Here is a 14,040-nt window from a genome sequence, read left to right on the forward strand (position 1 = left end):
GCGGCCACATTCGGGGCATATCGTGTCACCACCCTACGGAATTATACGGAATAAATATGATTCAAAATATCGAGACCTACCTGGTCGATGTGCCAACCATCCGTCCGCACCGGATGTCCGTCGCCACCATGAACACGCAAACCCTGGTGCTGGTGCGGCTGCGCTGCGCCGACGGCATCACCGGCTGGGGTGAGGCGACCACCATCGGTGGCTTGAGCTATGGCGGCGAAAGCCCGGAAAGCATCAAGACGAATATCGATACCTATATCGCGCCGCTGCTGGTCGGCATGGAAGCGAGCGCAGTGGCCAAGGCCATGGCCAGGGTGCGCAAGGTCATCCAGGGTAACCGCTTTGCCAAGTGCGCGATCGAGACGGCGCTGCTGGACGCGCAGGCGCGCCGCCTGAACGTGCCGCTGTCGGAATTGCTGGGCGGCCGGGTGCGCGATGCGCTGCCCGTGGCTTGGGTGCTGGCCAGCGGCGACACCGCGCGCGATATCGCCGAAGGGGAAAAAATGCTGGACTTGCGCCGCCACCGCATCTTCAAGCTGAAGATCGGCATGCGCGACGTGATGGATGACGTGGCCCACGTGCTGGAGATCAAGCGGGCGCTGGGCGAACGTGCCAGCGTACGCGTCGACGTCAACCAGGCCTGGAGCGAGACGGACGCCGTGCGCGGCATCGCCGCGATGGAAGCGGGCGGCATCGACCTGATCGAGCAGCCCGTCAAGGCGGGCAATCGCGCCGCGCTGGCGCGCCTGAAGCAGCGCTTCGACGTGGCCATCATGGCCGACGAAGCCTTGCACGGCCCCGCCGACGCACTGGCGCTGGCCCAGGCCGATGCGGCCGACGTGTATGCGGTGAAGATCACCCAGTCGGGCGGCTTGCTGCCCGCGCTGGAGGTGGCCACCGTGGCGCGCCTGGCCGGTGTGGGCCTGTACGGCGGCACCATGCTCGAAGGCGGTATCGGCACGGCTGCCACGGCCCACGTCTGTTCCACGTTTGCGGAGCTGGCCTGGGGCACGGAGTTGTTCGGCCCCCTGCTGCTGACGCAGGAAGTCTTGCGCGAGCCGCTCGTGTACAGCGACTTCATGCTGCAAGTGCCGACGGGTCCGGGCCTTGGCGTCGAGATCGATATGGACAAGCTGCGTTCCATGCAGCGTCAATAAGAAAGTCAAAGGAGAAACCATGTTATTCCATGTACGCATGAACGTGAACCTGCCATTGAACATGCCGGCGGAACAGGCGGCGCAGCTCAAAAAAACGGAAAAAGAACTGGCCCAGCGCCTGCAGCACGAGGGCAAGTGGCGCCACCTGTGGCGCATCGCCGGGCAGTACGCCAACGTCAGCGTCTTCGACGTCGACAGCGTCGACGAACTGCATGATTTACTCACCTCGCTGCCGCTGTTCCCCTACATGCAGGTCGACGTGATGCCGCTGTGCCGCCATCCCTCGTCGGTCCGCGACGACGATTCCTGAACCGTACGCTGTACCTTCACCAAGGAGACATCTCATGCAACATTCCGACATTGATACCCTCGTCAAGAAGTGGATCGTGGAAGCGGCCGACCGTCCGGCCAACCCGCGCGTGCAGCAAGTGGTGCTGCGCCTGCTGGGCGACTTGTGCAAGGCCATCGATGACCTGGACCTGACGCCCAGCGAAGTATGGAGCGGCGTGTCCTATCTGTCGGCCGCCGGCGCGTCGAGTGAACTGGGCCTGCTGGCCGCTGGCCTGGGCCTCGAACACTTCCTCGACCTGCGGGCCGACGAAGCCGAAGCGAAAGCCGGCCTGGCCGGCGCCACGCCACGCACCATCGAAGGGCCGCTGTACGTGGCTGGGGCGCCGCGCAGCACGGGCTTTGCCCGGCTGGACGATGGCAGCGAGAGCGCGCGCGCCGAAGTGCTCTTCATGCAGGGCAGCGTGTTTGACGCCGACGGCAAGCCCGCTCCCGGCGCACAGGTCGAGGTCTGGCATGCTAACCTGCTGGGCAATTACTCCTTCTTCGATCACACGCAATCGCCGTTCAACCTGCGCCGCACCATCCTCGCGGACCAGGATGGGCGCTACCAGTTCCGCAGCATTCTGCCTGTCGGTTACGGTTGCCCGCCCGAGGGCACCACGCAGCAGCTGCTCGATCTGCTGGGCCGGCATGGCCAGCGTCCTGCGCACATCCATTTCTTCATCAGCGCGCCGGGACACCGCAAGCTGACCACACAGATCAATATCGATGGCGACCATTATCTGTGGGACGACTTTGCCTTCGCTACACGCGAAGGCCTGGTGCCGCCCATTACGCGCATCGAGGACCCGGCGCAACTGGCGGCTCTGCAGCTGGAGCAGCCGTTTGCCTCGATCGATTTTGATTTCCACTTGAGCCGCGACAGCGCGGCGCTGCCGCCGGCCGAGGTCGAACGGCCACGTGCCGCAGCCTGAGGAAGACGCCATGCCCGAGTTTTTGACATCCGACGCTAGCGTCCTGCATTACCGCACCGATGGCGACCGCGCCCAGCCCTGCCTGATCCTGTCGAATTCCCTCGGCACGGACCTGTCCATGTGGCAGGCGCAGGCGACCGCGCTGGCCGGCGACTTCTTTGTCGTGCGCTATGACACGCGCGGCCATGGCCAGTCCGTCAGCGGCGCTAAGCCGTTCGGCATCGAGCGGCTGGGGCTGGATGTGGTGGCGCTGCTCGATCACCTCGATGTGGAGCGCGCTGCGTTCTGCGGCATTTCCATGGGTGGCTTGACGGGGCAGTGGCTGGGTATCCACCAGCCGCAGCGCCTGACGCAACTCGTGCTGGCGAATACGGCGGCGCGCATCGGTTCTGCTGACGCCTGGCTGGCGCGCGCGCAGCAAGTCCGGCGCGATGGCATGGCTGCGGTAGCCGATGGCGCCCCCGCGCGCTGGTTCACGCCGCAGTTTCTCCAGCACGCGCCGGACACGGTGGCGCGCATGGTCGCCAGCTTGCGCGACCAGGATGCGGGCGGCTATGCAGCCTGCTGCGAGGCGCTGGCGCAAGCCGACTTGCGCGCCTCCGTGGGCATGATCACGGTGCCGACTCTGGTGATCGCCGGCGAGCACGATCCCGTGACGACGCTGGACGATGCGCGCTGGCTGCAGCAGCAGGTGGCGGGTAGCCGCCTGGCGAGCGTGCCCGCGTCGCATATCTCGAATGTCGAGGCGGCGCAGGCTTTCACGGCGCAGTTGCGCGACTTCCTGGTGTTGTAAACAGGGCAGAATTTCGCTTTGCCCCTGAGCACCGCCGCCGGCAGGTCCGGCACGCGGCAGGGGAAGCTTTTTTTAAAAATAACAAAAAGAAAAGCAGACTTGGAGTAGACGAATGGAAAACAGATTAATCATCATCGCTGCGGTCACGGTGGGCTATTTCGCCCTCATGTCGTACATTACGTATAGCGTGCGCAAGCACGCCAACAGCGCCGAGGGCATGACGGCGGGCGGGCGCAATTATCCCGCCTACCTGATCGGCGCGCTGCTGCTGTCCGAATTCATCGGCAGTTCCGTCAGCATCGGCACGGCGCAAAAAGGCTATGAGCTGGGCATTTCCGCCGCCTGGAATCTGGTGGCGCTGTCGCTGGGTTTCCTGCTGCTGGCCATCGTGCTGGTCAAAAAATACAAGGAAAGCGGGCAGTCGACGATTTCCGGCATCCTGGCGCAAACCTATGGCGAGCCCGTGCGTTATGCCGCATCGATCCTCACCATCGTCGCGCTGGGTATCGTTGCCGTGGCCCTGTACGCGAGCGGCGGCGCCGTGCTGGCGGCCGTGCTGCACATCAATAAAACCGTGGCCATTTTGCTGGTGGGCGCCATCACCGTGATCTATGTCAGCCTGGGCGGCATGCGCTCGGTGGTGTACACCAATTTTGCCCACTCCATCGTCAAATACCTGGGCGTGATCCTGGCGCTGGCGTATGCGCTGGAAGCCTCCGGCGGTATTGGCGCGCTGCAGGCGCAGCTGCCGGCCAAGATGTTCAATTGGGTCGAGATCGGCTGGGGCCAGATCATCGCCTGGATGATCGGCGGCATCGGTTCCATCTTCGCCACGCAATACGTGATCCAGGCCCTGGTCAGCACGGATAACCCGGCCGTGGCCAAGCGCGCCTGCTATTACGTGTCCTCGCTGATGATACCGTTCGGCCTGATGGCCGCCCTGATCGGCATGTGCAGCGCCGTGCTGTATCCGGGCATGAAGTCGATCGATGCCTTCCCGACACTGATCGCCCACATGCCGGCGTTTTCCGCCAGCATCATGATCGTCGGCCTGGCCGGCGCCCTGTTCGGCGGCATTTCCGCCACCACCCTGGCATCGGCCACCCTGGCCATGAAGGATTTTTATGATCCCTGGTACAACAAGGCGAAGAACGACGCGAAATCGCTGATGTTCCTGCGCATCGCCATCATCGTGGCCGGGTTGCTGCCGCTGGTGCTGGCGCTGTATGCGGAAAAACTGCTGATGATCGCCTTCCTCGGCAAGGCCCTGCGTGCCACCCTGGCCGTGCTGGTGCTGATGGCCTTCTATGCGCCGAAGTTCGGCACGCCGCGCGGCGCCTTCGTTGGCGTGATCGTTTCCGTGATCGCCACCATCGGCTGGTTCCTGGCGGGCAATCCGTATGGCGTGGACAGTTCCTACCTGGCGCTGGCCGGTCCGCTGCTGACCATGGGCATCAGCCACCTGTTCAAGCCGGCGCAAGTGTTGGCGAAGCCGGCATCGTCGTCGCGGCTGTAGCTTGCCCCAAGCCTCAGACCAGTCCTGTCATGTAATAGATGGCAATGACGAGGAACACGGCCACCGTCTTGATGACGGTGATGCCGAAAATGTCGCGATAGGACTGGCGGTGCGTGAGGCCCGTGACGGCCAGCAGGGTGATCACGGCGCCATTGTGTGGCAGGGTATCCATGCCGCCGCTGGCCATGGCCACCACGCGGTGCATGACTTCGAGCGGAATGTGCGCCTGCTGCGCGGCTTGAATGAAACTGTCCGACATGGCGGCCAGCGCGATGCTCATGCCGCCCGAGGCCGAACCGGTAATGCCGGCCAGCGTCGTCACGGACACGGCCGCGTTGACGAGCGGATCGGGCACGCTGCGCAAGGTATTGCTGACGGCAAGAAAACCGGGCAGGGCGGCGATGACGCCGCCGAAGCCATATTCGGACGCCGTGTTCATGGCCGCCAGCAGCGCGCCACCCACGGCCGCCTTGGTGCCTTCGGCAAAGGCGGCGCGGATGCGCCCGAAGGCCGTCACGCAGACGAGTAAAATTCCCAACAACAAGGCGCCTTCCACGGCCCAGATGCCGGTCACGGCGCCAATCGCCGTCGTCACGGGCGCATGCAAGCCGGGCAGGGCGTCGGCGGTGAGCACGTAACTGGTGCCATACCAGTGGGGAATCAGCTTGGTCAGCGCAAAGTTGGCCACGCCCACCAGCACCAAAGGCGCCACCGACAGCAGCGGATGGGGCAGCTCGCCCTCGCCGGTCTTGGCCTGTTCCGCTTCCTCTCCATACCCCTCGCCCGTCGCCATAACGGAGCGGCGGCGCCATTCCAGAAAGGCCAGGCCCATGATCACCGTCAGCACGGCGCCGATGGTGCCCAGCCACGGCGCGGCCCAGCCGGTGGTGTTGAAGAAGGTGGTGGGGATGATGTTCTGGATTTGCGGCGTGCCCGGTAAAGTGTCCATGGTGAACGAGAACGCGCCCAGGGCGATGGCGCCCGGCATCAGCCGCTTCGGGATATTGCTCTGGCGATACAGTTCGGCTGCGAACGGATACACGGCGAACACCACCACGAACAGCGACACGCCGCCGTAAGTCAGGGCCGCGCACACGGCAACGATCACGGCATTCGCGCGCGAACTGCCGATATAGCGGATGGCCGCCACGACGATGGACTGGGAAAAGCCGGACAGCTCGATCAGCTTGCCGAACACGGCGCCGAGCAAAAAGACGGGGAAATACAGCTTGATGAAGCCCACCATTTTTTCCATGAAGATGCCGCTGAAGACGGCCGGCACGGCAGACGGATCGGTGAGCAGCACGGCACCGAGCGCGGCGACGGGCGCAAACAGGATCACGCTATAGCCGCGGTAGGCGGCCAGCATCAGGAAGGCCAGTGCGGCCAGAACTATCAGGAAAGACATCGGTCAGGCCCTTGCGTGATGAAAGTGTTTAATTAATCAATTGTTCAATTAATATCATACTTCTCGGCAACACGCCAACGCGTGGGTCAAGGATGGCGCAGTGTAGGCCGGTTGTGCAGGCGCAGGCAATGACGACGGGGAATACTGGTCGGGGTGAGAGGATTCGAACCTCCGGCCCCCGTGCTCCAAATCATGAATACGGTTATCAATGGCCTTTGTCAATGCGGTTCTAGGCTCATTTTCCTGATCTTACTAGACTGCATAGAGGTGAAAAGCATGTACATTAGATTTTTTTTTGATTCATTCAGCGAAAAGTAATATATGACTTTTTCAGGTGCCACATTAGCTGGACTTTATCCATTCAGACTGCGTAACAGACGGTCTCCGTCAGGCGCTGGAATAATGCGCGGGGAATTTTTATGGTATCGGCTTGCTGCCCCGACCCGCAAAAAATCCGTGTGCCCCATAGGGACCGTCGTACCAAGGCAATGGTGTCGGAGAAGGTCGGGCTGTCCTTGGCGTCCCAGGCAGCGTGGCGGGTCGGCATTGTTTGTCCCGCCAACAACGCGTTGGCCGCCAGCGTGACGATCGAGTACAGCCCCAGTATTGCCGGCGTCGTGCGCGCGATAGCCGGTGCGGACCATTGCCGTTGCGTTTCCATTCCCAGATGGGCGCGCGCTTCCTCGAACGTTACTTCGATTTGCCAGCAACGGATGAACCAGGCCAGCATTTGTTCCGGCCCGGCTCCTAGGTCGGTACACAGAAAGGCCTGCCCCTGGAAGGTGTTGCACGGATCGCGCACCAGCACCCAGCGCAAGGGCACGACAGGCAAAGTGGCGCTGTACCACACAGCGGTGCCGGTGGCGAACTCGATGGTTTTATTTGCCTGTCCATACCATTGCGACAGCGTCTCATCGCGCCAGAGCGTGGTGCCGGAAGCGAGCACCTCCTTGAGCGCCGGTTGACGCGCCCCTTTCAACGGCGGCCGTCCACGCGTGTCCGCCGCTCTGGCTGGCGCGGGATCGTACAAGGCGGCATCGAGGCGCAGGCGGGTGACCACGCACAGTTGTTCGCGCACGGCCGCAAGCAGGTTCAATGCCGCAAAGCTGCTGTCGGCGACGACCACGATGGACCGCTCTGGCAGCCATCGCTTGACCATCCATAGTAGTTGCCGAGCCCGGTCGGTGAGCTTATTGGGGCGGCGCTTGCGGTCCAGGTAGTAGCGCTCCGACGGCGCCAGCACCGAACAGAACGGTAATGCCCAACAACGTCCGGCCCAAGGAATCGGCGCCACGAGCATCAGGCACAGCCAACGCAAGCCGCTAGCCTTGACGAAATGGCTGTGGCTCGATCGCACTGGATCGCGATAGATTCCCTTGGCAGCGATCCTGGCACCACGCCGGCGTTCAATCGTGTCGTCCAGGGCCATGAGAACGGGTCCCTGCGGCACGAATGCCTGGAGCAGCAAGCACAGCAGGCGTCGGCTGGCGGCCAGCGCCGACCATTGGACACGGTTCAGCACCCGGTGATACTTCTGAAATTGTTTCTCTTCGGCCATGCCCATGACGCGCAGCACGGCGGCGACCGTGCGCGGACCAACGGCCAGGATGGCACCGGCCAGCAACACCTGCGCCAGCGGCCAGGCTCGCTTGGAAAAGAGATCGGAAAAATCCTACAATGGACTGCGTAAGCCCGGATGGTAAAACTGCCATGATGAACCTCTCGTGGTGGAGTTGGTCAATCAATGACAGTGCATCCAGGGCTTACGTTCCCATTATCCAGATTCAAAATTGGATAAAGTCCAGATTAGTTACTCCAAGGCGTAACTAACTTACGCGTCATTATTTTTCAATAGGACGGTCGACCTCATGAGACTAAATTTTGCTGAAACGCTTAGGGAGGAGCGCACTTCGTTACCGAATCCCATTGGCTACGGCTTCGACCGAGAGGTCTGGCACCAAGCTTATCTGGCGCAACGTGATGGTAGCCCCGTAGATCATAACGTCTACCTGCTTGGATTAATTCTTGCTGAGCAAACTGAGCGAGTGCTAGCGAGCATCGATGAATTGGCGTCACATCTGCACTTCCGTAAGATTGACGAACTTACCTCTTTTTTCTCCAGACGGATCAACAGGATACAACTTAGTGTATTTCACAGTTTTGAAAATGCGTTGGAAGGCATTGATGCCATCTCCAGCGAGCGTCTGCGGGAAATGCGGTGTTTTACCGATGCAGCGGGTAACTCCCACGCGCTGCAGGTGCCCATGGAGGCGGTGGTGGATGCTATATGTAGCGCGTTGAAATTGCTGGGGCGCAAGGGTGGCATAGGCAGGCTGCGTGCTGAAGAGCAAGAAAGCGATGCTCTCGAAGATGCGCTTAATGGACTCATGGACCTAGCCCAGCATAGTTTGTCGATTCAGAGAGTCTGGAACTCCGTGGTCTGGTGGCAGTCCGCTGTTGCTGTTGCGCAGGATTGTCGAAGCTACGCCGTCGATGAGGGGAGCAGTGATCTGGCGATGCGCTCCACCGTAGATCTAGCTCGGCGGCCAGCGCTGATGGCACGAAGTATTAAAGAATTTATGGATGGCGATCCCGTGAGTTTTAGTAATAGTGTCCTTGTCCCCTATGTACGATTGCGTGACGGATACTTGACGGTGGAATCCGTGCCAGCGTTTGTGGTGCCCGATGATGAACGTAAGATACTGCTAGATACACGCCGTTCGCACGGCATACTGCAAGACGCTACGTTAAGTGGCTTTATCGAACAGATTCATCCTCAAGTTGGATTGAGTATTATGGAAATTATGCTTATTTGGGGTGAGTTGGCGGCGATAGCAGGCCAGCTTCATAAGCTGGCCCTCCCGCTCGATATTGTGAAGGATAAAATTGATTTATCGATAATAGTTGAGAGCCGTTTCCCGCGTAATGAAATCATCAAGGCGGTTAAAGAATGTGTGGTGCTGTCTACCGATAAAGTAAAAGAGTGTATTGATTTCCTCTGCTTCACGCCCTCCAAAGCACTTACGCTGTGGGATAAACCGTTGTTGTCGGCAGGGGATGATGTGGTTTTGCTTTGGTGGCCGCTGCAGGGTGTGCATCATGCTCGTGTATTGAGTGCTTGGGCCAAAAATAATGCCAAACTTAAGCCTACTTTTGATCGCAAGGGGGCCGCTAACGAAAATATTTTGGCAGAGGCAATGCGTGGTGCAATTGCTAAGAGTGTGCATCGGCACCGTATGCGCTTTATTGGATCGAGTCTACACCCGCGTCATAAGCCCGATGAGGAAATTGACATACTGATCGTAATCGACGACACGGCGTTCGTCATCGAAGTTGCTTCTATTCCTTCACCGGCTGAAGCCTATGAATTTTATGAAACCGAGAAACGGCTTGACCAAAAAGCTGGCCAGTGCCGCGCGCAATGTGCAGCACTGAAACAGGACCTCGATCAAATCGCTGAGTGGGCCAATGACGACGGATATCGCGGTAGAGTGACTAAAGTCTTTAGCTTAGTTATCGCTAATTCCTACTTGCGCGATGGAGTGTACAGTGATGATGTTTGCTATTGTCACTGGGATACGCTGATCAATATAATTGCTGACAGCATGTATTTTGGAATGACACGTGGAGTGGAAGAGTTTACATTGAAGGCGCCCATTCAGGTGGACCCACGAGGCTGCGTTGCTGATGGTGTAATAGCCGCTTTACGAAGATCACCCAAAGCAGAATTTTTTGCGAGGTGCGTAGTTCCGGTCGAGTATCGGATAAAGGGATTCGACGACACTGACGTTGAGGGCTACTATCAGGCCATGGAGATGGATATTCCGCCTCAGGAAATGCTGGAGAAGCGCTTGCGGGAATGCAGTTTTTCGGCCACATTGGAGGAAACGAACGCGTCCGGTCTCGACTGATTCTATTTCCTGAATAGCATAGGATAACTGAGTATTCCAAAACCTGCACCTTCAGCCGCATATGCTGTGGTCGGGGTGAGAGGATTCGAACCTCCGGCCTCTGCGTCCCGAACGCAGCGCTCTACCAGGCTGAGCCACACCCCGCTTATTCGTATTACAGCAGATGGCGGGGCGGCTTTCAAGCGGCTGCGTCAAGGCCTATTTCTTTTCCTGCTGCGCTTTCTTGATGTCGGCTTCGCTGACTTTTTTCGCCGGCGCATTCGTCGCAGGTGAAGTGGGCGCCTTGCGCGTGGCGTTCGCTTGCGCCATGACGGCGGCGCAGTCCGTGTCGGGGGCTTTGTCGATGTTGACCAGCGGCAGCAGGGCGGCCAGCGGCGTGACGATGGTGGCCAGCGCCACGGCGGCGCCGGCTTTCAGGGCCAGCGGGCCTTTTTGCGGGCCCACGTCCGGGTTCTTGAACGTGCCTTTTGCGTACAGCGGCGTGCGCAGGGTGAAGATGCGGGCGCCCTTGGTGCGCGGGCGCACGTCGAGGTCCAGGGTTTCGGTGGCCAGGTTGACGTTGCCCGTGACATTCACAACGGCCGTGTCCGTGTCGAGCACGAAGCGGCGCACGTCGGCCTGGCCATTCGTGACGGCGAAATCGCTGGCCAGACAGTTCAGGTGGACTTGCTTGTCGCCAAAGATTTTCACGAAGACGGCATTGGCCAGGTTCAGGCCGGCCAGTTCCAGCATGAACTGGCTGACGGAGCCTTCGCTGACAGTGGCCGCCAGTTCGCCATTCGCACTGGCCAGCATGGCGGAAACGGAATTGCCGTGACCCGTGAGGGCCGCGTCGCCATACACTTCGCCGAAACTCGCTTGCATCGATTGCAGCTTGGGAAACAGTTCGCGAATTTTGAGGTGGCGTGCCGTCACCTTGGCTTGCGCGGCGATGGTCTTTTGACGGCCGTCAAGCGTGATGTTCGAGGTGATGTCGCCGCCGGCCATGCCGAAGTTGAGCGGCGTCAGACTCAGTACCTTGTCTTTCATGTGGATGTTGGCGACGACGTTGTTGAATGGAATGTCGTGCGTGCGCACCAGTTTCTTGCCCGTAAACTTCACGTCGGCGTCGAGGGCATTCCATTTGGCCGTATTGAACTGTTCCACGGGCAAGGCTTTGTTGTCGGGCTGCACGGGCGCTTTGCCGCGCGCCTGTTTCTGCGCATTGCTGTCTGCGCCGATGGTGGGGCCCAGGTCTTCCAGGCGCAACTGCTGTGACGTCACTTCGCCGCGCAGTAAGGGACGCGGCTCGCGTGGCAAATAGTGCAGGGTGCCAGCCAGGTCGCTCTGGCCCACCGTGCCCTTGAAGTTTTGATAGGTCCAGGTCCAGCTGGCGCCATCCTTCTTGCCCAGCAAGCGACCCTTGGTGGCGTAGTCCGGCGTTTCCGGCAGCAACACGCCCGTCAGCGGGTACAGGTCGGCCATGCTGGCGCCCGCCAGGCTCAGCTGCAAATCGATGCCGGACAATGAGCGCGGGTCCGTCAGGGTGCCGGCGATGCTGGCCTTGTTCTTGCCCAGCACGGCGTGCGCTTGCACGGGATAGACGGTGTTGTTGTCGGTCAGGGACAGCACGGCGCCCGCCTTGCCGCCGCCCGTCACGGACGCCTTGCGGTAGGTGCCGCCCAGGGTAAATTCAATGCCGTATTTCTGCACGGGGGCGCTGCCTGGCGCGTCGCCCGGCGTGGCGTCGGGCGCCGTCGAGCTGACCTTGGCGCGCAAGTCCAGCGCGATGCCTTCGTCGAGGTAGCGGATGGTGCCGTCGCCAAAGGCCATGCGCTGGATTTCCACCTCCCATGGCGAAGGGCCGTTATCCTTCAAGGTCCAGCTATTGCTGCCATCGGCGCGCCGCTGCAGGGCAATGTTTGGCGCCTCGAACGCCAGGTTCGTCAGCACCAGCCTGTGCTGCAACAGGGGCAGTGGATGGATGGCCACGTCGATGCGTTTCGCGCTGGCCAGTTGCGGGCCGGCCGTGGCCCAGTCCGGGTTGCTCATGCGCACGTCCTGCGCGCTGATGACAGGGCGCGGCACATAGCGGCGCCAGCCCGGCTCCGTCTTCAACCCTCGCCCCCAGTTGACTTGCAGGTCACCGGCGATGACGAAGCTGCGGCCCGTGCTTTCCGACACCTTCTGGTTGATGTAGGGGCGGGCGCGGTTCCAGTCGAAGGTCAGCACAAGGATGACGAGGAGGGCGATCAGGGCCAGCAAGGCGGCCAGGCTCCAGCCGAGGATTTTCAGGGGTGTCGAGCGTGTCATGGGGATGCCAATCGCAGTGATTTGTCATCAAGGTAGACCGATAGGCCATATCGGTCGGTGCGCTGGGTTACGTACGCATCGCGATTGCTGGCATTGATTCCATAATTCGATTATTATTGAAGTATGGAAAATGAAAACTCAATCACGACGCAAGCCGGGCCACTGACGAGCACGGCCGCCATCGCGGCGCTGGCGGCGCTGGCGCAGGAATCGCGGCTGGCCGTGTTCCGCCTGCTGGTGCAGACGGGGCCGGAGGGCATGGCCGCGACGAAAATCGCCGAGGCGCTGGCCATTGCCCCATCGTCGCTGTCGTTTCACCTGAAGGAACTGGCGCACGCCGATCTGGTGACGGCGAGCAAGGCGGGCCGCTCCATCATCTATGCCGCCAACTATGCGGGCATGAACGGCTTGCTGGCCTTTTTGACCGAGAACTGCTGCGCTGGTACGCCTTGCTGCGTCAGCGAACCACATTTACTGAAGGAAACGACGACATGACGATCACGATCTATCACAACACGGCTTGCGGCACCTCGCGCAATACCTTGGCCCTGATCCGCAACACGGGCGTCGAGCCCGTCATCATCGATTACGTCAAGCACCCGCCATCGCGTGAAGAACTGGTCGACCTGATCAAGCGTGCGGGCCTGTCCGTGCGCGCCGTGATGCGTGACAAGGGCGCCCTGTACGACGAGCTGGGCCTGGCCAATCCCGAGCTGAGCGATGCCGCCCTGCTGGACGCCATGCAAGCCCATCCTATCTTGATCAACCGCCCCATCGTCGTCACGGAACTCGGCGTGCGCCTGTGCCGGCCGTCGGAAAAAGTGCTGGAGATCCTGCCGCTGCCGCAGCAAGGGGCATTCGTCAAGGAAGACGGCCAGGCCGTGGTGGGCGCCGACGGCAAGCCGGTGGTCTGAGATGGACGAGCTGGCCAATGAGTTACCGAATATCAGCGCCGCGCACCTGGATCTGCCCAGCCTGGATAAATTGGCGCCGGTCAACGTGTCCACCCACGCGCCGCGCATCCTGCTGCTCTATGGCTCCTTGCGCGAGCGCTCCTACAGCAAGCTGCTGACGCTGGAAGCAGAACGCATCCTGCGCCATTTTGGCGCCGAGACGCGCGTGTTCGATCCGCACGGCTTGCCCATGGTCGACAGCGTGTCGCCCGAGCATCCGAAGGTGCAGGAGCTGCGCGCGCTGTCGCTCTGGTCCGAAGGGCAGGTCTGGTGCAGTCCCGAGCGGCATGGCGCCGTCACGGGCGTCTTTAAATCGCAGATCGACTGGCTGCCGCTGGAAACGGGCAGCGTGCGGCCCACGCAGGGACGCACCCTGGCCGTGATGCAAGTGTCGGGTGGTTCGCAATCGTTCAACGCCGTCAACGGCTTGCGTGTGCTGGGGCGCTGGATGCGCATGGTCACCATTCCGAACCAGTCTTCGGTGGCCAAGGCGTATCAGGAATTTGACGATGCGGGCCGCATGAAGCCGTCGCCGTACTACGAGCGTCTGGTCGACGTGATGGAGGAATTGTACAAATTTACTTTGCTGGTACGCGATCGCCGCGATTACCTGGGCAGCCGCTACAGCGAGCGGCTGGAGGCGGAGCCGGCCATCGTGCAGGCATTGGCGGGCGCGGCCATGGAGCATGAACGCAGCAGCGGCACATAAAGAAAACGGCGCCAGTGGCGCCGTTTT

At 61.0% G+C, this 14,040-nt stretch carries 11 protein-coding genes, 1 tRNA gene and 1 pseudogene; 9 read left to right on the plus strand and 4 right to left on the minus strand.

The genetic code is table 11. The features are described 5' to 3' along the window. Positions 1 to 56: 56 nt before the first annotated feature. The 5 genes from ACP7EG_RS26825 to ACP7EG_RS26845 all read left to right on the plus strand — a co-directional run bounded on the left by ACP7EG_RS26825 (position 57) and on the right by ACP7EG_RS26845 (position 4,740). Positions 57 to 1,166, plus strand: coding sequence for a muconate/chloromuconate family cycloisomerase (locus tag ACP7EG_RS26825; RefSeq protein WP_426090115.1), 1,110 nt, complete (start codon positions 57 to 59; stop codon positions 1,164 to 1,166). Between the two features lie 19 nt (positions 1,167 to 1,185). Then, positions 1,186 to 1,476, plus strand: coding sequence for a muconolactone Delta-isomerase (gene catC, locus ACP7EG_RS26830; protein WP_426090116.1), 291 nt, complete (start codon positions 1,186 to 1,188; stop codon positions 1,474 to 1,476). 34 nt (positions 1,477 to 1,510) lie between these two features. Continuing rightward, positions 1,511 to 2,431 carry a catechol 1,2-dioxygenase gene (gene catA / locus ACP7EG_RS26835; RefSeq protein WP_426090117.1) on the plus strand — a complete coding sequence of 307 codons (921 nt, stop codon included), beginning with the start codon at positions 1,511 to 1,513 and terminating at the stop codon, positions 2,429 to 2,431. Positions 2,432 to 2,441: 10 nt separating this feature from the next. After that, complete coding sequence (gene pcaD, locus ACP7EG_RS26840) at positions 2,442 to 3,224, plus strand: 3-oxoadipate enol-lactonase (protein WP_426090118.1); 783 nt, start codon at positions 2,442 to 2,444, stop codon at positions 3,222 to 3,224. Between the two features lie 112 nt (positions 3,225 to 3,336). Next, on the plus strand, positions 3,337 to 4,740 hold the full coding sequence (locus ACP7EG_RS26845; protein ID WP_426090119.1) for a sodium:solute symporter family protein: 1,404 nt from the start codon (positions 3,337 to 3,339) through the stop codon (positions 4,738 to 4,740). 13 nt (positions 4,741 to 4,753) lie between these two features. On the opposite strand, the gene ACP7EG_RS26850 is transcribed toward ACP7EG_RS26845, so the two are convergent. Next, positions 4,754 to 6,148 (minus strand): GntP family permease, encoded by a 1,395-nt coding sequence (locus ACP7EG_RS26850; RefSeq protein ID WP_426090120.1) that lies wholly within the window; start codon positions 6,146 to 6,148, stop codon positions 4,754 to 4,756. 361 nt (positions 6,149 to 6,509) lie between these two features. Next, positions 6,510 to 7,805: pseudogene (locus tag ACP7EG_RS26855) on the minus strand (IS701 family transposase); the annotation flags it as partial. 211 nt (positions 7,806 to 8,016) lie between these two features. Between ACP7EG_RS26855 and ACP7EG_RS26860 the strand changes: the two are divergent. Next, complete coding sequence (locus ACP7EG_RS26860; RefSeq protein WP_426090121.1) at positions 8,017 to 10,059, plus strand: hypothetical protein; 2,043 nt, start codon at positions 8,017 to 8,019, stop codon at positions 10,057 to 10,059. Positions 10,060 to 10,126: 67 nt separating this feature from the next. Here the strand turns inward: ACP7EG_RS26860 and ACP7EG_RS26865 are convergent. Both ACP7EG_RS26865 and ACP7EG_RS26870 read right to left on the minus strand, forming a co-directional pair. Next, positions 10,127 to 10,203: transfer RNA gene (locus ACP7EG_RS26865), tRNA-Pro, on the minus strand. A gap of 54 nt (positions 10,204 to 10,257) precedes the next feature. Further along, positions 10,258 to 12,351: an AsmA family protein gene (locus ACP7EG_RS26870; RefSeq protein ID WP_426090122.1), complete on the minus strand. Its 2,094-nt coding sequence runs from the start codon at positions 12,349 to 12,351 to the stop codon at positions 10,258 to 10,260. Between the two features lie 123 nt (positions 12,352 to 12,474). On the opposite strand from ACP7EG_RS26870, the gene ACP7EG_RS26875 reads away from it, so the two are divergent. From ACP7EG_RS26875 to arsH, 3 genes are read left to right on the plus strand one after another with little or no spacing between them, the layout of a single operon-like run. Next, on the plus strand, positions 12,475 to 12,846 hold the full coding sequence (locus ACP7EG_RS26875) for an ArsR/SmtB family transcription factor (protein ID WP_426090123.1): 372 nt from the start codon (positions 12,475 to 12,477) through the stop codon (positions 12,844 to 12,846). Continuing rightward, complete coding sequence (gene arsC, locus ACP7EG_RS26880; protein WP_426090124.1) at positions 12,843 to 13,265, plus strand: arsenate reductase (glutaredoxin); 423 nt, start codon at positions 12,843 to 12,845, stop codon at positions 13,263 to 13,265. Before ACP7EG_RS26875 ends, arsC begins: the two co-directional genes overlap by 4 nt. 10 nt (positions 13,266 to 13,275) lie before the next feature. Beyond that, positions 13,276 to 14,013, plus strand: a complete 738-nt coding sequence (gene arsH / locus ACP7EG_RS26885; protein ID WP_116745860.1) for an arsenical resistance protein ArsH — start codon at positions 13,276 to 13,278, stop codon at positions 14,011 to 14,013. Positions 14,014 to 14,040: the final 27 nt, after the last annotated feature.

The sequence above is a fragment of the Janthinobacterium sp. PSPC1-1 genome (genome assembly GCF_049897625.1).
Lineage (GTDB): Bacteria > Pseudomonadota > Gammaproteobacteria > Burkholderiales > Burkholderiaceae_D > Janthinobacterium > Janthinobacterium tructae.

What these genes read in the sequence shown, in the direction of transcription:
- ACP7EG_RS26870 (WP_426090122.1), bottom strand. Translation starts at nt 12,351, where the DNA reads ATGACACGCTCGACACCCCTGAAAATCCTCGGCTGGAGCCTGGCCGCC.
- ACP7EG_RS26845 (WP_426090119.1), top strand. Translation starts at nt 3,337, where the DNA reads ATGGAAAACAGATTAATCATCATCGCTGCGGTCACGGTGGGCTATTTC.
- arsC (WP_426090124.1), top strand. Translation starts at nt 12,843, where the DNA reads ATGACGATCACGATCTATCACAACACGGCTTGCGGCACCTCGCGCAAT.
- ACP7EG_RS26875 (WP_426090123.1), top strand. Translation starts at nt 12,475, where the DNA reads ATGGAAAATGAAAACTCAATCACGACGCAAGCCGGGCCACTGACGAGC.
- ACP7EG_RS26850 (WP_426090120.1), bottom strand. Translation starts at nt 6,148, where the DNA reads ATGTCTTTCCTGATAGTTCTGGCCGCACTGGCCTTCCTGATGCTGGCC.
- ACP7EG_RS26825 (WP_426090115.1), top strand. Translation starts at nt 57, where the DNA reads ATGATTCAAAATATCGAGACCTACCTGGTCGATGTGCCAACCATCCGT.
- catC (WP_426090116.1), top strand. Translation starts at nt 1,186, where the DNA reads ATGTTATTCCATGTACGCATGAACGTGAACCTGCCATTGAACATGCCG.
- ACP7EG_RS26860 (WP_426090121.1), top strand. Translation starts at nt 8,017, where the DNA reads ATGAGACTAAATTTTGCTGAAACGCTTAGGGAGGAGCGCACTTCGTTA.
- catA (WP_426090117.1), top strand. Translation starts at nt 1,511, where the DNA reads ATGCAACATTCCGACATTGATACCCTCGTCAAGAAGTGGATCGTGGAA.
- pcaD (WP_426090118.1), top strand. Translation starts at nt 2,442, where the DNA reads ATGCCCGAGTTTTTGACATCCGACGCTAGCGTCCTGCATTACCGCACC.